Here is a 20,333-nt window from a genome sequence, read left to right on the forward strand (position 1 = left end):
CCCGGTGTTGCCGCCGTTGCCGTTGCCGGTGCCGTTGGTGGGAGTGCCGTTTCCGGTGGAGCCGCCGTTGCCGGTGTTGCCGCCGTTGCCGTTGCCGGTGCCGTTGGTGGGAGTGCCGTTTCCGGTGGAGCCGCCGTTGCCGGTGTTGCCGCCGTTGCCGTTGCCCGTGCCGTTGGTCGGCGTGGCGTCGCCGTTCTTCGCCGTCGTGCCATTGCCGTTGTTGCTGGTGGGGTTCCCGTTGTTGCTCGTCGGGTTCCCGTTGTTCCCGGTGGTGCCGTTCCCGTTGCCGTTGTTCGCGGTCGTGCCGTTGCCGGTGTCGGCCGTCGGGCTGCCGTCGTCGCCTTGCGCGTTCTCGCCTTGCGCGGTGCCGTCCCCGGTCGGACCCGATCCCGCCTCAGCGGTACCGCCCGCCTGAGCATCGCCGCCGGCGACGACGGGCTCGGAGACGAGGGGGATATCGGCCGGGCCGGGGCCCGACTCGCCGGGGAGCGGGAACGCGGTGTCGCCGGTCTCGTCCGGAAGGAGCGCCGGAGTGACCGCGTCGTCGGCCGCGATCTCGTTCGTCGGTGTCGGGTTCGGCGCGGGTTCGGGAGTGGCCGTGGCAGGCAGCATCACGGCCGCGGCGACCACGCCGCTGACCACGACGAGGCCCGCAGCGGCGAGCCCAGAGGCCGCGCCGATGCCGGCGACCGCCGAAGTGCCGAAGACCGCGGCGGAAGCGACGGCGGTCGTCGCCCCTGCTGCGCCGACCGCCCCCGCCGATCCGACACTGGCCGACGTCACCGCCGCACCGGCACTGACGCTTGCTCCCACGACGCCACCTGGCGCGATCGTCACAGCGCCGTGCACGACGCTCGACGGCATCGATGCCAGCGCCACCAGCGTGGTGCCGCCGCCCTGCACGGTCGCGAGGTAGCCGGCCGTGCCCACGGCGCCGAGGGCGAGGGGCAGCAGCACCAGGGCCAGCCGGCTCGACACCTCCTTGGCCTCGCTCGCGACGATGGAGCACCGCACGCAGCCGGCGAGGTGCCGCTCGAGCTTCGTGTGGTCACGGCGGCCGAGGTTCAGGCGCGCGTACGCGCCGAGGCGCTCGATGGTCCACTGGCAGTCCGAGCCGTCGGCCACCGAACGCAGATGCGCCTGGATCCAGGCTTCGCGCAGTCCCTCCCGCGCGCGGAACGTCAGCTGGGCGACCGCCGTCGGCTTCATGCCCAGCAGCGGCGCGATCTCGGCAGGCTTCATGCGCTCGATCTCGGAGTACCAGAGCACCTCCTGCCAGCGCGTCGGCAGACTGTGGAAGGCCTGATGCGTGAGGCCGCGATCGAGCGCGGCCTCACTCTCGTGCTCAGCACCGGACGGGTCTTCGACGCCGTCGAGCTCCGCGTATGCCGTCTCGCGGCGCGCGCGCCCCCAGGCCGCGGCGGTGTTGCGGATGCTGGTGAACAGGTACGCCCGGAACGAACCGGTCGGACCGCCGCCGTGGACGATCGACTGGTAGATGCGCGTGTACGCCTCCTGCACGAGGTCGTCTGCGTCGAGGCTCGAGGTCATGTTGCGCGCGACGGTGATGCCCGCGCGATAGTGGCGTCGCCAGAGCTCCGCGAACGCATCGGTGTCGCCCGATCGCGTACGCAGGACGAGATCGGCGTCGGCGTCTGCGACGACCTCCGTCTCGTGCTCCTGCACTTCCTCGTGGTCCATGGATCCCTCAGTTCCGCGGCGCTCATCGATGACGTCGATGCCGGGTGCCGACCGCGGCTCGTTCCATTGTCGTCGCCGCCTCTGGATTTGACCAGGTCTGCGACTCAGGGGACGCAGCATCCGTTCGAGCGATTTTTCAGAACTCGCGTAATAGATCGCGGGAGGCGCGGTCTCTTTCGTCAGAGTGGCCGGCCGCCCTTGTATGGGGCACGACGGCGGTCGCCTCCCGCGGGACACCCGCGGACATGGCGGGGCTCGGAGGTATCTCGGGGGAGGGACCTTCGGCCCCGCCTTTCCCGTGCGCGCTCAGGCGTCGCGCCCGGCGACCCAGACGCGGCTCACCGCGAGCGCGTCGTCGAGCAGCACCGCATCGGCGAGGGCGCCGACGTCGAGGGTGCCGAGGTCGTCGCGGTGGATCGCGTGCGCCGGCCGCCGGCTGAGGGCGCGCGACGCGACTTCGAGCGGCACGCCCGTGCCCACGACGTGGCGGAGGGCGGCGTCCTGCGTGAGGGTGGAGCCCGCGATCGCTCCGCCCTCTTCGAGGCGTGCGACGCCGTCGGTCACGCGCACCGCGAGGCCGCCCAGCTCGTACCGGCCGTCCTGCGCGCCGGCCGCGGCCATCGCGTCGGTGATGAGCGCGATGCGGTCGCCCGCGACGGCGAACAGCGTGGCGATGAGCTCGAGGTCGACGTGCACGCCGTCGGCGATGACCTCGACGGTCACCCGTTCGTCGCGCAGCCCCGCGACGACCGGCCCCGGTGCCCGGTGGTGGATCCCGGGCATCGCGTTGAACGCGTGGGTGAGCAGCGTCGCTCCGGCGTCGAACGCGCGCCGAGTCGTCTCGGCGTCGGCGTTCGTGTGGCCGACCGCGACCGCGACGCCGGCGTCGACGAAGCGCCGGATCGCGTCGAAGGCTCCCTGGCGTTCCGGCGCCAGCGTGACCTGGCGGATCGTCCCGCGTCCGGCCTCGAGAAGCCGGTCGACGGATGCCGCGTCCGGCGCCCGCAGCAGCGACTCGGTGTGCGCGCCTTTGTGGCCCGGGTCGAGGAACGGGCCCTCGAGGTGCGAGCCGAGGACGGTGGGATCGGCGTCGCAGAGGTCCGCGACCATCGCCACGCGTGCGGCGAGCTCGTCGATCGGCGCGGTGATGAGCGAGAGCACCGCGCGCGTCGTGCCGTGCCTGCGGTGCACCCCGCGGGCCGTCGCCACGGCCTCGGGCCCGTCGTCGAAGCTCGCGGCGGCCCCGCCGTGCCCGTGGATGTCGATGAACCCGGGGACGAGGCATCCGTTCCCGCCGTCCACGACCTCGTCGGCGACCGGGTGGTCGCCGCCGACGCCGGCCGCCGCGACGCGCTCGCCGTCGAAGAGCGCCCATCCGTCGGAGCGGTCGCTGTCGACCGTCGCCGAGCCCAGCAGGCGGACGGAGTGGACGAGGGTGCTCATGCGGTGCTCCGGATCAGTCGGCGCGGGTCACTCCGTGGCCCACGGGATCTCGTCGGACGGGTGGAAGCCGATGCCCAGGCTCGTCCACAGCGGGCCGAGGGCGCCGACGCGCTCGCGGAACGACGCCCACGTGCGTAGCTCGCTCGCCCCCGTCGCCGGCGACCACGCGGCCTCTGCGGCCGCGGCCGCACGCGGGAACGCCATCGTATCGATGTCGGCGGCGGTGCGGATCGTCTCGGTCCACAGCGGCGCCTCGACGCCGAGGATGCCGGAGTCGTCGACGCCGGGGACGACGTCGGACGGCTCCCACGAATAGGCGCGCTCGACGCTCGTCGGGCCGTTCGCCCACGTGAGGCCGAGGTCGGGGCCGGACGGGTACTTCATGTCGAGGTAGATCGCGTCGGCGGGGGAGAGGATGAGCTGCGCGCCGTTGTCGACGAATGCGGTCGCCTTTTCGGCGGCGCCCTCCTGCGGCGTGAGGAAGCCCCAGTACTGCCCGATCGTGGTGTCGGCGATGCCGGCCGCCGCACCGGCCTCGTGCCACGCCACCGGGGTCTTGCCGAGGTCGGCGATGATCTCGCTCGCACGTGACACGAATTCCGCGAAGTCCTCGTCGGTCGTCGACAGCGACTCGTCGCCGCCGAAGTGCAGGTAGGGTCCGGGCGTCATCGCGGCGAGCTCGCCGAACACGTCGGCCACGAAGTCGTACGTCGCCTCGTCGTGGATCTTCAGCGACGAGAACCCGACCGCCATGCCGTCGTACGGGGTGCCCGCGTGCGGCTCGTCCCCGCCGTAGTCGCGGATGATCTCGCGCATGTGGTCGCTGATGCTCGGGTCCTCGGCGAGCTCCGGGTAGGCGAGCCCGACCGCGTGCGTGTGGCCGGGCATGTCGATCTCGGGCACGACGATCATGTGACGGGATGCCGCGTACCCGACGATCGCGCGGTAGTCGGCCTTCGTGTAGAAGCCGCCAGGGTCGCCGCCCACCGAGGTTCCGGATGCCTTCTCGGTGAGCTCGGGGCGGGAGTTGAGCTGGAGGCGCCAGCCCTGGTCGTCGGTGAGATGCAGGTGCAGCGCGTTGAACTTCAGCGACGCCGCGCGGTCGATGTAGGCCGTCACCGTGTCGACGGGGTGGAAGTGGCGCGCGACGTCGAGCATGACACCGCGATACGCGAAGCGCGGGGCGTCGTCGATCGTCACAGCGGGCACGATCCAGCCGTCGCCCTCGCGGGCGATGAGCTGGCCCAGGGTCTGCACGCCGTAGAAGAGGCCTGCCGCATCGCTGCCGGTGACGGAGACGGATGCCTCGTCCACCGCGATCCGGTACGACTCGGGTGCGCCGGCGCCGGCGTCGACCCGCAGCTCGATGCCCGCGCCGTCGCCGGTGGCGAGGGCCAGCCCCGTGCGGGCCTCGACGATCGCGGACAGGGCGGCCGCAGCATCCGTCTCCCCGTTCAGTGTCGTCGTGGACGCGAGCCGGAAGGGCGCGCCGGAGCCGGCCTCGATCGAGACGGGGGCGGGGACGACGGCGGGAAGCGACACGGTGTCTCCATTCTGTGCGACCGGGGTGCAGCCGGCCACCAGTGCAGCGACGAGGACGGATGCTGCGACAGCACGTCCGCGTCGACGATTCATGTAAAGAGTCCTAACAAAAAGGATCCGACTCAGCCTAGCGCGTCGTGTTCCGTTATGCTCGGTGTGTCGCGACTGGCGTTGAGGTGGGACACCACCGGGGAGCGACCGACTACGGCATTCGACCGCACGCCTGGGCCGATGTGAATCCCGGCACCCCGTGCCGCGCACCCCGAAAGCCGCAGTCAAGGAGATCGCATGACCGATCAGTTCTTCAACGCCCCTCTCGCCGAGGTCGATCCCGAGATCGCCCAGGTGCTCGACCGCGAGCTCGACCGCCAGCGCGGTTACCTCGAGATGATCGCCTCCGAGAACTTCGTGCCCGTCTCGGTGCTCCAGTCGCAGGGCTCGGTGCTCACCAACAAGTACGCCGAGGGCTACCCGGGTCGCCGCTACTACGGCGGCTGCGAAGAGGTCGACGTCGCCGAGGAGCTGGCGATCCAGCGTGCCAAGGCCCTGTTCGGCGCCGAGTTCGCGAACGTCCAGCCCCACTCGGGCGCCACGGCCAACGCCGCCGTGCTGCACGCCATCGCGCGCCCCGGCGACACCCTGCTCGGCCTCTCGCTCGACCAGGGCGGCCACCTCACGCACGGCATGAAGATCAACTTCTCGGGCCGGCTGTACAACATCGTCGCCTACGGCGTCGACCCCGAGACCTCGACCATCGACATGGACGAGGTGCGTCGCCTCGCCATCGAGCACAAGCCGAAGGTCATCATCGCCGGCTGGTCGGCCTACCCGCGCCAGCTCGACTTCGCCGCCTTCCGCGCGATCGCCGACGAGGTCGGCGCGACGCTGTGGGTCGACATGGCGCACTTCGCCGGCCTCGTGGCCGCGGGCCTGCACCCGAACCCGGTCCCGCACGCGCACGTCGTGTCGTCGACCGTGCACAAGACGATCGGCGGCCCCCGCTCGGGCTTCATCCTCACCAACGACGCCGACCTCGCGAAGAAGATCAACACCGCGGTCTTCCCGGGCCAGCAGGGCGGCCCGCTCATGCACGTGATCGCCGCCAAGGCGACGGCGTTCAAGCTCGCGGCGACGCCCGAGTTCAAGGAGCGCCAGGAGCGCGTGCTGCGCGGCGCCCACATCATCGCCGAGCGCCTGTCGCAGCAGGACGTCAAGGACGCCGGGATCGCGGTCCGGTCGGGCGGCACCGACGTGCACCTCGTGCTCGTCGACCTCCGGAACGCTCAGATCGACGGCAAGCAGGCCGAGGATCTCCTCCACGAGATCCACATCACGGTCAACCGCAACGCGGTCCCCAACGACCCGCGCCCGCCGATGGTCACGTCGGGCCTGCGCATCGGAACGCCGGCGCTCGCGACCCGCGGCTTCGGCGACGCCGAGTTCACCGAGGTCGCCGACGTCATCGCGCTCGCGCTGCAGCCCGGCGCCGACGTCGAGGCGCTGCGCCTGCGCGTCGCCGCCCTGACCGCGGCCTTCCCGCTGTACCCCGACTTCCGCCACTGAGTGGGAACGCCGCCGCACTGCGGCGGCGCCGTCTGGTACCACTGTCGACACGGGTGCTGCGGCCGGACCCCGCGCCGCAGCATCCGTCCCCCCTCCCTCACGCCCGGCCCGCGAGAGTACAGCTGGTCGCCGAGAGGGTGGTTGGTTCCCCACCTCTCGTCCGCCGGCTGTACTCTCGCGGACTGGCGGGTGGGGCGGCGGGACCGGGGCGAGACCCGGGCCGGCGGCGGGCCGGGAGGCCGGGGCCGAGCCGGGAGACCGGTAGGCGGGGCCGGGCCGGGCATGAAGCGCACGACACACGAGGAGACGAACGATGACGGCACAGAAGCTCGACGGGCGCGCGGCTGCGGCTCAGATCAAGGATGAGCTGCGCGAGCGCGTCGCGGCGCTCAAGGAGCGGGGCATCACGCCCGGCATCGCGACGGTGCTCGTCGGCGCCGACCCGGCGTCGCAGCTGTACGTCGGCATGAAGCACCGCGAGTCCGAGGCCATCGGAATGAACTCGATCCAGCGCGAGCTGCCGGCCGACGCCACGCAGGCCGAGGTCGAGGCGCTGATCGACGAGCTCAACGCCGATCCCGAGTGCCACGGGTACATCGTGCAGCTGCCGCTTCCGAAGCACCTCGACACGGATGCGATCCTCGAGCGCATCGACCCCGCGAAGGATGCCGACGGCCTGCACCCGACCAACCTCGGCCGGCTCGTGCTCAACGTCAACTCGCCGATCACGACGCCGCTCCCGTGCACGCCCCGCGGCGTGATCGAGCTGCTGCTGCGCAACGACTACGACCTCAAGGGCAAGGACGTCGTCGTCGTCGGCCGCGGCGTGACGATCGGGCGTTCGATCGGCCTGCTGCTCACGCGCCGCGAGATCAACGCGACGGTGACGCTGACGCACACCGGCACCGCCGACCTGTCGCACCACCTGCGCCAGGCGGACGTCATCGTCGCGGCGGCGGGCGTGAAGCACATCGTGCAGGCGGCCGACGTGAAGCCCGGGGCTGCTGTGCTCGATGTCGGCGTCACCCGCGAGGACGACCCCGAGACCGGCAAGTCGCGCGTGTACGGCGACGTCGCGCCGGACGTCGCCGAGGTCGCCGGCTACGTCTCGCCGAACCCCGGCGGCGTCGGCCCGATGACGGTGGCCCTCCTCATGACGAACGTCGTCGAGGCCGCCGAGCGCTCGCTGGCCTGATCGCGCGCGAGTCCGCCGCCGAGTCGGAGATCGGCGGTGGTGCGGGTGGTTTCGCACCTTCTCCTCCGAGTACGTGGAGATCTCCGACGTTGCGGTGCGCGAGTCAGGCCGCGACGAGCTCTGAGCGCTCGCGCGGGCGCACGGACGTAGCATCCGTCGCTCCGAACGAGGCCATTCCGCGCACCCAGCGGTCGCGGTCGGCCTCGGTGCTGTGCCGCACCTGCGCCAGGCGCGTCACCCCGCGCACCGTGATGCCGCAGTACTCGAGCGTCGCGTTGCGGAGCGACCGGATCGCGGCGTTGCGGTAGACCCAGGCGTTCCAGAACGTGGGGGAGTCCATCGTCATGACGATGCGGGCGCTGCGCCCCGTCAGCAGTTTGTCCCACAGGCGCCCCGTCGGGCGGTAGCGGTACGCGAAGCCGCGCACGAAGACGCGGTCGATCCACGTCTTGAGGGCGCCCGGCAGCGACCCCCACCACTGCGGGAAGAAGAACACGAGGTGGTCGGCCCAGTCGACCTCGGCGACGTACGCGGCGACCTCGGGCGTGAGCGGCACGTCGGCATCGGTGCGCGGGAGCCGCACCTCGTCTCGGAGGGACGGATGCTGCGGCACGCCGTCGCTCGCCAGGTCGACGACGCGCACCTCGGCGCCGCCGGCGCGTGCGGCATCGGCGTACGACTCGGCGAGGGCGTGGTTGAGGCTGCCGGCGAAGGGCGTGCCGACGATCACGAGGATGCGGGGAGCGTTCATGCGAAGGTCTCCTGAGGTGCGAGCGGTGTCTGCTGGATGAAGGCGGTGAGGGCGACGAGCTGGGCGTTCAGTCGAGGGGCGTCGATGGGGTCGGCGGCGAGGGCGGGGTGCGTCAGCATCGCGGCGAACTCGCGCTCGAGCACCTCGCCCGCGTCACGCACGAGGGCGGTCCCCTTCGGAGTGAGGGCGAGCAGGATGCTGCGTCCCGCGCCCGGCGTCGCCGCGGCGGTGATCCACCCGTCGTCGACGAGCGCGGGCACCCGCTTGCTGACGGCGGCCTTGGTGACGCCGAGGCAGCGGGCGAGTGTCGTCATGTCGACGGGCTCGTGGTCGTAGAGCACGGCCAGGAACTGGAAGTGGTTGAAGGTCACGCCCCACCCCGCCTGCAGAACGGTGTCGGCGAACGCGTCGAGCTCGGCGATGAGTTCGTGGAGGGTGAAGGTGAGGCGCTCGGACACAAGACTGAGTAAACCAGTTGACTCACCGCAAGTCAACAAGTTGACTCACTGCGCTGCGTTCACATCACGTGATCTCGCCGAGGCCATGCGTTATGCGCGCGCACAACGCATGCGCTCGGTGAGAGCACGCGATATGGACACCGCGGCCTGGCCGACTCAGGCGGTGAAGCGGGCGAGGAAGGCACGGGTGCGCGGCTCGCGCGGTGCCGCTAGCACCTCGGACGGGGGACCTTGCTCGACGATCGTTCCCGCGTCGAGGAACACCACGCGGTGGGCGACATCCCGCGCGAACGCCATCTCGTGCGTCGCCATGAGGATCGTCGCCCCGTCGGCGGCGAGCTGGCTCACGAGTTCGAGCACCTCGCCGACGAGCTCGGGGTCGAGCGCCGACGTGATCTCGTCGAGGAACAGCACCTCGGGGTCGGTCGCGATGGCCCGCACGATCGCGGCGCGCTGCTGCTGGCCGCCCGAGAGCCGGTCGGGGTGCTGCTGCGCGAGATCGGCGAGGCCGATGCGGCCGAGCAGTTCGAGCGCGCGCGTCTCGGCGTCGCGCCGCGGCATCCGGTGCACCACGCGCGACGCGAGGGTGACGTTGTCGAGCACGGTCAGGTGCGGGAAGAGGTTGTAGCTCTGGAACACGGCGCCGAAGCGGGCACGTACGCGGTTCGCGTCGACGCGCGGGTCGGAGATGTCGTCGTCCTCGAGGAAGATCTGCCCGTCGTCGATGGGTTCGAGCAGGTTCAGGCACCGCAGCAGCGTGGACTTGCCCGATCCGCTCGCTCCGATCAGCGCGACGACCTCGTGGGTCGCGAGCTCGAGGTCGACGCCGCGCAGCACCTCGCGCTCGCCGAACGACTTGTGGATGCCGGTCGCCCGCAGCAACGCCGTCACAGGATCGCCCCCGCCTGCTCGCGCTCGCGGAGCCTCGCGGTGTACCAGTCGGTGAGGCGGATCGTCGGGATCGCGAGCAGGATGAACAGCACGCCCGCCACGACGTACGGCGTGAAGTTGTAGGTCAGCGACGCCACCGATCGGGCGGCGGCGATCGCGTCGACCGCGCCCAGGATGGAGATCAGCCCGACGTCCTTCTGCATCGAGATGAAGTCGTTCATGAGCGGCGGCGTGATCTTGCGGAAGGCCTGGGGCAGCACCACACGGCGCAGCGTCTGCACGTAGCCGAGCCCGAGCGCTCGCGCCGCGAGGCGCTGCGAGGGATGCACCGCCTCGATGCCGGCGCGGATCACCTCGGCGACATACGCGGAGTAGGTGAGCGTCACCGCGATCACCCCGAGCAGCACCACCGGCATGCGCGTGTTCGTGATCGTGGGCAGGCCGAACCCGATGAGGTACAGCACGATGATGAACGGCAGGCCGCGAAAGAGGTCGGTGTAGCCCGCGGCGAGCACCCGCGCGGGGAAGAACACCGGCCCGCGGAGGGTGCGCAGCACCGCGATCACGAGCGCGACGACGGCGACCGTCACGACCGAGTAGGCGAGCACCTGCAGGTTGATGAGGAAGCCGTCCCACACCTTCGGCAGCGCCTGGATCGCGACGTCGAGGTTGAAGAACGACTGCTGGACCTGCGACCAGCCCTCGGTGTTGATGACCGTCACCCAGACGATCGCGGCGAACGCGAGCGACGACGCGATCGCGATGAGCACCGACCGCTGCGAGCGGCGGCGCCGGTACGCGCGACGGTCGAGCTCGAGCGCGCTGGGCTGGTGCGTGGTCACCGGACGACCGTAGCCGACGAGGTCACTTCAGCTGCAGCACGCCCTCGCTGAGCACCGCCAGCCACTCCTCCTCGAGGGCGTCGAGCGTGCCGTTCTCGCGGAGCGTGTCGACGGCCGCCGTGACGTCGGCGGTCAGCGGCGAGTCCTTCGCCAGCAGCAGGCCCCACTGGTCGGGCACGCCCGCAGCCGGGAGCTCGCCCACCGTGAACGAGTCGTCGATGTAGAAGTTCACGGCCGTGTAGGCGGTCGGGGTGTCGAGCACGATCGCGTCGATCTGGCCGGCCTTGAGCGCGGCGACCGCGTCCTCGTTCGAGCTGTAGAGCTGCGGCGTGGCGGTCGGCGCGATGGCCTCCTCGATCGTCGTCGCGCTCGTGGACCCCGACATGGCGCCCAGCACCAGATCCTTGAGTCCGGCGATGTCGGTCACGCCCTCGGCCGCGCCGCCCTTCAGCGCCACCACCGACTGGCTGGCCTCGTAGTACGGCGACGAGAAGTCGACAGCCTGCTTGCGCTCGTCGGTGATCGTGTACTGCTGGATGTTGAAGTCGAAGCTCTTCGGTCCCGGCGCGATCGCCGACTCGAAGCTCGTGCGCACCCACTCGACGTCTTCGGCGGCGAAGCCGAGCTCCTCGGCGACGGCGTAGGCGACGGCCGCCTCGAACCCTTCGCCCGACTCGGGGTCGTCGTCGATCACGTAGGGCTCGTACGCCGTCTCGCCCGTGGCGATCGTGAGCTTGCCGGGGGTGAGGTACCCCTCGTCGGCGGCGGGGGCGTCGCTGCTCTCGGGGGCGGAACCCGACGCGCACCCGGTGAGGGCGAGCGCTGCGACGGCGACACCGGCGATGGCGAGACGGACGAAATGGGTGCGGCGCGACATGGTGTGCCTCCAGAGATCGGGTACCGCGCGGGCGTGCTGTCGCGGCGCGGCTCCTTCCATCTTGTCCACGGCTCCCGCGCCGTGGCCGATACGGGTCGGTTTGTTACACGTCCGATGCCCGAGGAAGCCGGGATCGGCGGCCTCCGTTCCGCACCGTCGCGCTGCCCGAATCGGCAATCGCTGCTGCTCCGAACGGCAGCGAATGCCGATTTCGACAGCGCGATGGAGATGACGGATGCTGCGGCCCGCACCATCCGTTCACGATCACGGCGCGATCCGCGCCTCTGCCGCGGCCAGCGCGTGTCGCGCCCCGTCGGTCGGCGCGATCGCGACGAGCCCGCGGTAGAGCTTCACGAGCGCCTCGACCTCGAGCGTGCCGGTGCGGGCGCGGTCGCAGTGCACGGCCTGGATCGCCGCCTCGAGCTGGAACCGCCCGAGCGGCCGGCCGAGGGCCGAGGCCCGCCGCAGGAGCGCGGCGCCCTCGGCGATGAGCCCGCGGTCCCAGTCCGCCGGGTCCTGCTCGTCGAGCGGGGGCCACGGCAGATCGGCGCGCGCGGGCGCCCGCGACTGCGCGTAGGTGAGCAGCGCCGCGAGGCCCCACGCCTCGGGCTCGTCCTCGAGCAGCGTCGCGGTGAGCACCGCGAGCCAGCGCGCCTCGTCGGCGAGCGACTCGCGGGGCTCGTCGCCCTGGTCGAGCCACCCGATGGCGTACGCGCCGTAGATCGCCTCGAGCACAGCGGGCAGGCGCGCCGGCATGTCGGCACGGGTGGGCACGCGGAACGGGATGCCGGCATCGCGGATCCGCCGCTTCGCGCGCACGAGCCGCTGGGCCATCGTCGCCGGCTCCACCGCGAACGCGCGGGCGATCTCGGCCGCCTCGAAGCCCAGCACCGTCTGCAGCATGAGCGGCGTGCGGACGGCGGGGTCGAGCGCCGGGTGCGCGCACGCGAAGAGCAGCTCGAGCCGGCGGTCCGGGATCGCCTCGGACCGTTCCAGCGCAGTGAGCGCGTCGACCTCGCGCTCGTCCGCGCGCACCGCGGCGATTCCATCGTCCAGCGTCACGCCCGTGCGGTGGGCGGCCGACGAGAGGGCGTCGCGCAGGCGATTGCGTGCCACGGTGACCAGCCACCCTTCGGGATTGGCGGGGATGCCGGCATCCGGCCAGGTCGTGAGTGCGCGCTCGAACGCGTCGGCGAGGGCGTCCTCGGCAAGGACGACGTCGTGGGTCGACGCGGCGATTACGGCCAAGAGGCGGCCGTACGACTCCCGCGCGGCGCGCTCGGCGACCGCACGGGAGTCGGCGGCGGCGGGCATCAGCTCGCGAACGCGGTCCAGGCGCCGTTCTCGAAGCGGGTGGCGCTCGGCCGCACCTCGACGGTGCCCCAGCTGATCGACGGCGCTTTGCCGGCCCAGCCGATCGCGGCGTCGAGGTCGTCGACCTCGATCACGAACGTGCCACCGAGCTGCTCCTTCGTGTCGGCGAACGGGCCGTCCTGCACGCGCAGCGTGCCGTCGGGCGCGGTCACCGTCGTGGTCACGGCGGAGGGCTGCAGCACTTCGGCCGTCACCAGCACGCCGGCGGCGTCGAGCGCCTTGGCGTACTCGTCGAACTCGCGCATGCCCTCGGCCCAGGCGTCGTCGCCCATGTCTTCGGGAGTCATCTCGGGGTAGTGGAGGAGGAGTGCGTACCGCATGACGTCGTCCTTTCTGGAGGTTGTGACACCTTCATGACGATCGGCGACCGCCCCGATCGACAGCTCGCGCGGAATCAGCCCTTGCCGAGTTCGTCGAGCATGCGTCGCTGCTCGTCGGTGAGCCCGTCGTTCAGTTCACGGCGACCGGCGGATGCCTCGGCGGAGGCAGCGCCCGGATAGCCGGACGGACTCGGAATCGACGGAGCAGCCGGGGCCGCAGCATCCGTCCCCGCAGTCTTCGAACCGGTCGCCTTGTCGTACAGCGTGCCCGCGTGGGCTTCGACCTTGTCGTCGATGGCGCCGTAGATCGCCCAGCCGATCAGGAGGATCACCGGCGGGATGACCCAGCCCCAGAAGGCGCCGAAGATGCCACCGCCGATCGAGACGCCGGTGAAGACGACGGTGACGATCCAGACGAGGAACGCGACCGCGAACGCGAGCAGGAACTCGACGAGCTTCTCGCCCGCCTTGGTGCGCTGGTTCGCCGACTTCGCCGCCATCGAGCGGAACCACTTCTCGACGAGCGGCTTGATCCAGATGACGAGCGCCGTCATCACGATGCCCGCCCACAGGGCGGCCCAGCCGACGCGCGCGGGCGTGAGCCACCCGACCACCAGCAGCACGACGATGTTGAACACCAGCAGCGACGCGAACCGCACGACCCACTTCTTCATGGCTTCACTGTGCCACGTCCCGGTGACATGCGGGAACGGATGCTGCGGCCCCGCGAAGCGGCGTCAGTACGAGGCGCGCTCGCCGGAGGCGCCCGTGGGGATGAAGCGCGCGGCCAGGGCCTCCGAGCCGCGGGCGAGGAGAGCGACGTCGGCGCCCACGAGCACGAACGAGGCGCCGGCCTCGAGGTAGGCGTCGGCCGCGGCCGGGTCGAAGGCGTTGACGCCGACGGGCTTGCCGGCGGCGCGGACGGCGTCGAACGTGCGACGCACCGCGTCGACGACGTCGGGGTGGGTCTGCTGGCCCAGCACGCCCATCGACGCGGCGAGGTCGCTGGGCCCGACGAACACGCCGTCGACGCCGTCGACCGCGGCGATCTCGGCTGCCGCCTCGACCCCCGCCGCCGTCTCTATCTGGACGAACAGCGAGACGTGCGCGTCGGCGTCCTGGAGGTATCCGTCGACGCGGTTCCACCGGGCGGACCGCGCGAGCGCGGAGCCCACGCCACGTGTGCCCCGCGGGGGATAGCGCACGGCGGCGACGGCGGCCGCAGCATCCGTCGCCGAAGACACCATCGGGACGAGCAGGTTCTGCGCTCCGAGATCGAGCACCTGCTTGATCGTGACGACGTCGCCGATCGGCACGCGCACGAGCGGGGTGACCGGGTAGGCGGCGACCGCCTGCAACTGGGCGAGGACGGACGCGAGGCCGTTCGGGGAGTGCTCCATGTCGATGAGCAGCCAGTCCAGGCCCGACCCGGCGGCGATCTCGGCGACGAGCGGCGAGCCGGAGCACACCCACATGCCCGCGAGCGGGCGGTGGGCAGCGGCGAGGGTCTCGCGGAAGGTCGGGCTCAGACGAAGCGGCATTCGATCACTCCCATGGGTCCGTAGTCGCACCTGACGGTATCGCCCCGCGACACCCACATGGGGCGGGTGAACGAGCCCGCGAGGATGATCTCGCCCGCCTCGAGCCGCGCACCGTGCTGGTGGAACTTGTTCGCCAGCCACGCGACGCCCGTCGCGGGGTGCCCGAGCACGCCCGCAGCGACGCCGGTCTCTTCGATCTCGCCGTTGCGGCTGAGGACGCCGGGGACCCAGCGCAGGTCGATCTCGTCGGGGCGCTTGTGCACGTCGCCCAGCACCATCGCGCCGTAGGCGGCGTTGTCGCTGATGGTGTCGACGATGGTGCGGCCCTCGAGCTCGATGTGCGAGTTCAGCACCTCGAGCGCGGGAACCGCGTAGTCGATCGCGGCGAGGGCGTCGTCGAGGGTGCAGTCGGGGCCCTCGAGCGGGGTCTTCAGCACGAACGCCAGCTCGACCTCGATGCGCACGTTCGAGAACTTCTCGACCGGGATCTCGGCGCCCGAGCGGTACACGGTGTCGTCGAACATGACGCCGTAGTCCGGCTCGGTGATGCCGGTGGCCTGCTGCATCGCCTTCGACGTGAGACCGATCTTGCGGCCCACGAGCGTGCGTCCGGCGGCGATGTTCTGGTCGCGCCACACCCCCTGGATCGCGTACGAGTCCTCGACCGTCGCGTCGGGGTACCGCGCCGCGATGCGCGGGATCACGCCGTGCGCACGGTCGGCCTCGGCCAGCTCCGCCGCGATCGCGGCGATGTCGTCGGGGTGCAGCATCCGTTCCCCCTACAGCTGGTGGCCGAGCTTGTACTCGCCCTGCTTGTACTCGGGCATCGCCTCGGTGTCGTCGGGGCGCGTGTACGAGAAGCCGTCGGCGCCGATCGTCACGGCCATCTCGGACGTGTCGGTGCGGGCCACCACCGGCTGCGGGTTGCCGTCGAGGTCGAGTACCAGCGAGGCCTCGGTGTACCAGGACGGGACGACGGGGTTGCCCCACCAGTCGCGGCGCTGGTTGTCGTGCACGTCCCACGTGACGACGGGGTTGTCGGGGTCGCCGGTGTAGTAGTCCTGCGTGTAGATCTCGACGCGGTGCCCGTCGGGGTCGCGCAGGTACAGGTAGAACGCGTTCGAGACGCCGTGGCGGCCGGGTCCGCGCTCGATCGCGTCGGAGCGGCGCAGGGCCCCGAGCTTGTCGCAGATCGCGAGGATGTTGTGCTTCTCGTGCGTCGCGAAGGCGACGTGGTGCATGCGGGGGCCGTCGCCGCCGGTCATGGCGGTGTCGTGCACGGTGGGCTTGCGGCGCATCCAGGCGGCGTAGACGGTGCCCTCTTCATCCTGGATGTCCTCCGTGACGCGGAAGCCCAGCGACTGCATGAAGTTCACCGCGCGGGGGACGTCGGGGGTGACCTGGTTGAAGTGGTCCAGGCGCACCAGCTCGCCGGGGGTGTGCAGGTCGTAGCGCCACGACAGGCGCTCGACGTGCTCGGTGGCGTAGAAGAACTCGTACGGGAACCCGAGCGGGTCGGTCACGCGCACCGAGTCGCCGATGCCCTTCGTGAACCCCTCGGGGCGCCGCTCGATGCGGCAGCCGAGCTCCTCGTAGAAGGCGACGGCCTTGTCGAGGTCCTCCGCCGACCGCACCCGGTACGAGAACGCGGCGACGGCGGCCACCGGTCCCTGTCGCAGCACGAGGTTGTGGTGGATGAACTCCTCGGTCGACCGCAGGTAGATCGTGGATTCGTCCTCCTCGGTCACGTACAGGCCGAGCACGTCGACGTAGAACTCGCGCGACGCGAGCAGGTCGGTGACGACGAGCTCCATGTACGCGCAGCGCAGGATGTCGGGGGCGGGCGCGCTCGGCGTCGGGATCGGGTTGTCGGAGAGGATCGGCGCCTCCTGGCTCACGTAGAAGCCGGAAGAGGTGCGGGTCATCTGGTCACGGTGCGTCATGTCGCGTCCTTGCGTGGGATTCTCGGAGATGGATGCTGCGCCTCTCAGTGGCCCGCAGCATCCGCCTTCCCGAAGGTGGGGTTGTGAGCCGGGCCGAGCGTGATGTGCACGGCCTGCTGGTCGGTGTAGAAGTCGATGGAGCGGTACCCGCCCTCGTGTCCCAGGCCCGAGGCCTTGACGCCGCCGAACGGGGTGCGGAGGTCGCGCACGTTGTTCGAGTTGAGCCACACCATGCCGGCCTCGATGGCCTGCGAGAAGTTGTGGGCGCGCTTGAGGTCGTTGGTCCAGACGTACGCGGCGAGGCCGTAGCGCACGCCGTTGGCGAGCTCGAGGGCCTCTTCGTCGGTGTCGAACGGCGTGATCGCGACGACCGGGCCGAAGATCTCCTCCTGGAAGATGCGGGCGTCGGGCGCGACGTCGGCGAACACGGTGGGGCGAACGAAATTGCCGGTCTCGAACCCCTCGGGGCGGTCGCCGCCGGCGACCAGGCGCGCCTCGGACTTGCCGATCTCGATGTACGAGACGACCTTGTCGTAGTGCTCGGGGTGCACGAGGGCCCCCACCTCGGTGGCGGGGTCGTGCGGGTAGCCGACCACGACGCGGTCGGCCTGCGCGGCATAGCGCTTGACGAACTCGTCGTAGACCGGGCGCTCCACGAGGATGCGCGAGCCGGCGGTGCAGCGCTCGCCGTTGAGGGAGAACACGCCGAAGATGGTGGCGTCGATCGCGGCGTCGAGGCCGGCGTCGGCGAACACCACGGCGGGGGACTTGCCGCCGAGCTCCATCGACAGGCCCTTGAGGAACGGCGCCGCGTTGCCGAAGATGATCTGCCCGGTGCGGGACTCGCCGGTGAACGAGATGAGCGGCACGTCGGGGTGCTTCACCAGCGCGTCGCCGGCGTCCTCGCCGAGCCCGTTGACGAGGTTGAACACACCCTTGGGGAGGCCCGCCTCCTCGAAGATGCCGGCCCACAGCGACGCCGACAGCGGCGTGAACTCGGCGGGCTTGAGCACGACGGTGTTGCCGGTCGCGAGCGCGGGGCCGAGCTTCCACGACTCGAGCATGAACGGGGTGTTCCACGGCGTGATGAGGCCTGCGACGCCGATCGGCTTGCGGTTGACGTAGTTCATCTGGCGGCCCGGCACCTTGTAGGCGTCGTCGGCCTGCGCCACGATCAGGTCGGCGAAGAACCGGAAGTTCTCCGCCGCGCGCCGCGCCTGGCCGAGCGCCTGCGTGATCGGCAGGCCCGAGTCGAACGACTCGAGCTCGGCGAGCCGGGCGTCGCGGGACTCCACGATGTCGGCGATGCGGTGCAGCACGCGCGAACGCTCGCGCGGCAGCATCCGCGGCCACGGACCGTCGGTGAAGGCGCGCCGCGCGGCGGCGACGGCCCGGTCGATGTCCGCTTTCTTGCCGGCGGCGGCCTGCACGTACGTCTCGTTCGTCACCGGGTCGAGCACGTCGAACGTGTCGCCGTCGGCCGAGTCGACGAACTCGCCGTCGATGTAGTGCTGGATGCGGCTCGGCAGGCCCTCCGGCACGTGCCGGGTGGCCGTCGTGGTCTGGGTGTCAGTCATGTGTGCTCCCTGGTCGGAGGTCGTGGAGACGGATGCGCGCCGGCCGCAGCATCCGTGGATCAGAACGCGGGAAGGCCCAAGGCCTCATCGGGGTGCTCGTGGATCATGTAGGCGTCGAGGGTGGCCGATCGGTGGCGGCGCGCGGCCTTCTCGATCTCGCCGAGCGGGGCTCCGGTCTCGATGAGGACGAGGATGTTCTCGTGCTCGCGCACCGACTCCTGGGCCCGGCCGGGCACGAAGCTGAAGGTCGAGTCGCGCAGGTGCCCGAGCCGGGCCCACTCGGCGTGGACGAGGTCGAGCATGCGGGGGTTCGCGCACTTCTCGTACAGCGCCGCGTGGAAGTCCTGGTTGAGCGCCGTGAACGAGCGGGGATCGAAGTGCTCGAGCGTCTCGATCATGCGCTCGTTGATGCGACGCGCGTTGCGGATGTCGTCGGCGGTGAGGCGCCGAGCCGCGAGCGCGGTCGCGGTGCCCTCGAGGATCGACAGCGCCTGCATGCTGTAGCGGTACTGCGAGTCGTCGACCATCGACACCCGGGCGCCGACGTTGCGCTCGAACGTGACGAGCCCCTCGGCCTCGAGCTGGCGGATCGCCTCGCGCACCGGCACGACGCTCATGTCGAGCTCGCCGGCGATGGTGCCGAGCACCAACCGGTAGCCGGGCGTGAACTCCTGGCGCGCGATGCGCTCCTTGATCCAGCGGTACGCCTGCTGCGACTTGCTGAGCGTGTCGGCTTCGGTCGGGCTCATGCGCGGCCTTCCTCTCGGGCGTCGCGGGCGTCCCGGGCGTCGCGGGCGTCGAACTTCGCGCGCCACTCGGCGTTCATCGGGAAGAGTCCGTCGACGTGATGCCCCTCCGCGACGCGGTCGGCGATCCAGGCGTCCTCGTCCTCCTGGGCGAGAGCGGCGTCGACGATCTCCTCGGCGATCGACGGCGGGATCACGACGACCCCGTCCGCGTCGCCGACGATGATGTCGCCCGGCTGGACGGTGGTGCCGCCGCACGCGATCGTCACGTCGGCGTCCCACGGGACGTGCTTGCGGCCGAGCACCGCGGGATGGGCGCCGGAGGAGTACACCGGGATGCCGACCGCGGCGACGGCCGCAGCATCCCGAACTCCACCGTCCGTGACGATGCCGGCCGCACCGCGAGCGTGCGCGCGGATCGCGAGGATGTCGCCGAGCGTGCCCGACCCGGCCTCGCCGCGCGCCTCGATCACGACGACCTCGCCGTCGCTGACGGCGTCGAACACGCGCTTCTGCGCGTTGTAGCCGCCGCCGTGCGACGCGAAGAGGTCTTCGCGGTTGGGCACGAAACGCAGCGTGCGGGCGGTGCCGACGAGCTTGGATTCCGGATGCAGCGGCCGCACGCCGTCGACGTGCACGTTGTTCAGTCCGCGCTTGCGCAGCTGCGCCGAGAGGCCGGCCACCGGCACGGCCTCGAGCTTCGAGCGCAGCGCGTCGCTGAGAGCAGGAGATCCGGTGGAGGCAGGGGAGTCTGCGGCGGAACGTCCTGCGTCCGCCGGATCTCCTGATCCGGGGGACTCGGCGGCGGCCAGTCCGGCCGCCTCGCGCGAGCCCCAGGCCTCGGTGCGCTGAAGGTCGTCGACCGCGGGCAGCGAGCCGAGCTCAGCGTCGAACGCGGCCGAACCCTGCACCACCGTCGTCACGAGCCGACCTGTCGACGGACCGCCGGGCACATCGACCTCGACCTCGACGACGTCGCCGGGCCGCGCGACCGACGAGCCGGCCGGGGTGCCGGTGAGGATCACATCGCCGGTCTCGAGCGTGAAGTGCTGCGACAGGTCGGCGACGAGCTGCGCGAGCGGGAAGATCATGCCGGCGGCCGTGTCGTCCTGGGCGATCTCGCCGTTGAGCCACGTGCGCACGCGCAGCGCGTCGGGGTGGATCGCGCGGGCGTCGATGAGCGACGGACCGAGCGGCGTGTAGCCGTCGCCGCCCTTGGAGCGCACGTTCGAGCCCTTGTCGTTCGCGCGCAGGTCGTAGAGGCCGAAGTCGTTCGCGGCCGTCACCCACGCGACGTGGTCCCACGCGTCGGCGAGTCCGACCCGGCGGGCCGGCGTGCCGATCACGAGCGCGATCTCACCCTCGAACGCGAGCAGCTCGGTGCTGTCCGGGCGTTCGATGGTGTCGCCCGAGGCCGCGACGGAACTCGACGGCTTGAAGAAGTACGACGGATGCTGCGGCCGCCGCCCGCGCTGATCCGCACGCGACGCATAGCTGAGGTGGATGGCGACGATCTTGCCCGGGCGGCCGGGGAGGGCCGCGAAACGGCGGTCCGCGGTGTCCTTCATC

Annotated in this window: 19 protein-coding genes and 1 riboswitch; of the genes, 2 read left to right on the top strand and 17 right to left on the bottom strand. The window is 71.2% G+C overall.

Annotated features, from left to right (window positions below; all coding sequences use genetic code 11):
• From ACFC1I_RS12455 to ACFC1I_RS12465, 3 genes are all read right to left on the bottom strand, one after another.
• The coding region (locus ACFC1I_RS12455; RefSeq protein ID WP_376009658.1) for a sigma-70 family RNA polymerase sigma factor at window positions 1–1,701 on the bottom strand (1,701 nt) is incomplete at its 3' end.
• Window positions 1,702–2,007: 306 nt separating this feature from the next.
• On the bottom strand, window positions 2,008–3,144 hold the full coding sequence (nagA, locus tag ACFC1I_RS12460) for an N-acetylglucosamine-6-phosphate deacetylase (protein WP_376009660.1): 1,137 nt from the start codon (window positions 3,142–3,144) through the stop codon (window positions 2,008–2,010).
• Window positions 3,145–3,171: 27 nt separating this feature from the next.
• On the bottom strand, window positions 3,172–4,686 hold the full coding sequence (locus tag ACFC1I_RS12465; protein ID WP_376010850.1) for a beta-N-acetylhexosaminidase: 1,515 nt from the start codon (window positions 4,684–4,686) through the stop codon (window positions 3,172–3,174).
• Between the two features lie 151 nt (window positions 4,687–4,837).
• A riboswitch (ZMP/ZTP riboswitch) is annotated at window positions 4,838–4,922 on the top strand.
• A 52-nt stretch (window positions 4,923–4,974) separates the two neighbouring features.
• On the opposite strand from ACFC1I_RS12465, the gene glyA reads away from it, so the two are divergent.
• Window positions 4,975–6,249 carry a serine hydroxymethyltransferase gene (gene glyA / locus ACFC1I_RS12470; RefSeq protein ID WP_376009663.1) on the top strand — a complete coding sequence of 425 codons (1,275 nt, stop codon included), beginning with the start codon at window positions 4,975–4,977 and terminating at the stop codon, window positions 6,247–6,249.
• Window positions 6,250–6,562: 313 nt separating this feature from the next.
• Entirely contained in the window at window positions 6,563–7,444 is an 882-nt protein-coding gene (locus ACFC1I_RS12475) for a bifunctional methylenetetrahydrofolate dehydrogenase/methenyltetrahydrofolate cyclohydrolase (protein WP_376009666.1), read from the top strand.
• 103 nt (window positions 7,445–7,547) lie between these two features.
• Here the strand turns inward: ACFC1I_RS12475 and ACFC1I_RS12480 are convergent, their stop codons facing one another.
• The 14 genes from ACFC1I_RS12480 to ACFC1I_RS12545 all read right to left on the bottom strand — a co-directional run bounded on the left by ACFC1I_RS12480 (window position 7,548) and on the right by ACFC1I_RS12545 (window position 20,332).
• Window positions 7,548–8,195 (bottom strand): NAD(P)H-dependent oxidoreductase, encoded by a 648-nt coding sequence (locus ACFC1I_RS12480; protein WP_376009669.1) that lies wholly within the window; start codon window positions 8,193–8,195, stop codon window positions 7,548–7,550.
• Window positions 8,192–8,653, bottom strand: coding sequence for a MarR family winged helix-turn-helix transcriptional regulator (locus ACFC1I_RS12485; RefSeq protein ID WP_376009672.1), 462 nt, complete (start codon window positions 8,651–8,653; stop codon window positions 8,192–8,194). The genes ACFC1I_RS12480 and ACFC1I_RS12485 overlap by 4 nt, the downstream gene beginning before the upstream one ends.
• Window positions 8,654–8,809: 156 nt before the next feature.
• Window positions 8,810–9,544 (bottom strand): amino acid ABC transporter ATP-binding protein, encoded by a 735-nt coding sequence (locus ACFC1I_RS12490; protein WP_376009674.1) that lies wholly within the window; start codon window positions 9,542–9,544, stop codon window positions 8,810–8,812.
• A complete protein-coding gene (locus ACFC1I_RS12495; protein ID WP_376009677.1) occupies window positions 9,541–10,386 on the bottom strand; it encodes an amino acid ABC transporter permease in 846 nt (281 codons plus the stop codon). Before ACFC1I_RS12495 ends, ACFC1I_RS12490 begins: the two co-directional genes overlap by 4 nt.
• Before the next feature lie 22 nt (window positions 10,387–10,408).
• Window positions 10,409–11,263 (bottom strand): ABC transporter substrate-binding protein, encoded by an 855-nt coding sequence (locus tag ACFC1I_RS12500; protein ID WP_376009680.1) that lies wholly within the window; start codon window positions 11,261–11,263, stop codon window positions 10,409–10,411.
• A gap of 264 nt (window positions 11,264–11,527) precedes the next feature.
• On the bottom strand, window positions 11,528–12,577 hold the full coding sequence (locus tag ACFC1I_RS12505) for an RNA polymerase sigma factor (protein WP_376009683.1): 1,050 nt from the start codon (window positions 12,575–12,577) through the stop codon (window positions 11,528–11,530).
• A complete protein-coding gene (locus ACFC1I_RS12510) occupies window positions 12,577–12,957 on the bottom strand; it encodes a YciI family protein (protein WP_376009686.1) in 381 nt (126 codons plus the stop codon). The genes ACFC1I_RS12505 and ACFC1I_RS12510 overlap by 1 nt, the downstream gene beginning before the upstream one ends.
• Before the next feature lie 74 nt (window positions 12,958–13,031).
• On the bottom strand, window positions 13,032–13,631 hold the full coding sequence (locus ACFC1I_RS12515; RefSeq protein WP_376009689.1) for a hypothetical protein: 600 nt from the start codon (window positions 13,629–13,631) through the stop codon (window positions 13,032–13,034).
• Window positions 13,632–13,694: 63 nt separating this feature from the next.
• The gene (locus tag ACFC1I_RS12520) at window positions 13,695–14,498 is read right to left on the bottom strand and encodes an aldolase/citrate lyase family protein (RefSeq protein WP_376009692.1); all 804 of its coding nucleotides are present in this window, start codon (window positions 14,496–14,498) and stop codon (window positions 13,695–13,697) included.
• Window positions 14,483–15,268 (bottom strand): 2-keto-4-pentenoate hydratase, encoded by a 786-nt coding sequence (locus ACFC1I_RS12525; protein ID WP_376009695.1) that lies wholly within the window; start codon window positions 15,266–15,268, stop codon window positions 14,483–14,485. Before ACFC1I_RS12525 ends, ACFC1I_RS12520 begins: the two co-directional genes overlap by 16 nt.
• A 9-nt stretch (window positions 15,269–15,277) precedes the next feature.
• The gene (hpaD, locus tag ACFC1I_RS12530; RefSeq protein ID WP_376009698.1) at window positions 15,278–16,441 is read right to left on the bottom strand and encodes a 3,4-dihydroxyphenylacetate 2,3-dioxygenase; all 1,164 of its coding nucleotides are present in this window, start codon (window positions 16,439–16,441) and stop codon (window positions 15,278–15,280) included.
• A 44-nt stretch (window positions 16,442–16,485) separates the two neighbouring features.
• Window positions 16,486–18,018, bottom strand: a complete 1,533-nt coding sequence (hpaE, locus tag ACFC1I_RS12535; RefSeq protein WP_376009700.1) for a 5-carboxymethyl-2-hydroxymuconate semialdehyde dehydrogenase — start codon at window positions 18,016–18,018, stop codon at window positions 16,486–16,488.
• Between the two features lie 59 nt (window positions 18,019–18,077).
• Window positions 18,078–18,767 (bottom strand): GntR family transcriptional regulator, encoded by a 690-nt coding sequence (locus ACFC1I_RS12540; protein ID WP_376009703.1) that lies wholly within the window; start codon window positions 18,765–18,767, stop codon window positions 18,078–18,080.
• A complete protein-coding gene (locus ACFC1I_RS12545) occupies window positions 18,764–20,332 on the bottom strand; it encodes a fumarylacetoacetate hydrolase family protein (RefSeq protein ID WP_376010852.1) in 1,569 nt (522 codons plus the stop codon). Before ACFC1I_RS12545 ends, ACFC1I_RS12540 begins: the two co-directional genes overlap by 4 nt.
• Window position 20,333 lies beyond the last annotated feature (1 nt).

It is taken from the genome of Microbacterium sp. NPDC056044 (assembly GCF_042267145.1).
Classification (GTDB): domain Bacteria; phylum Actinomycetota; class Actinomycetes; order Actinomycetales; family Microbacteriaceae; genus Microbacterium.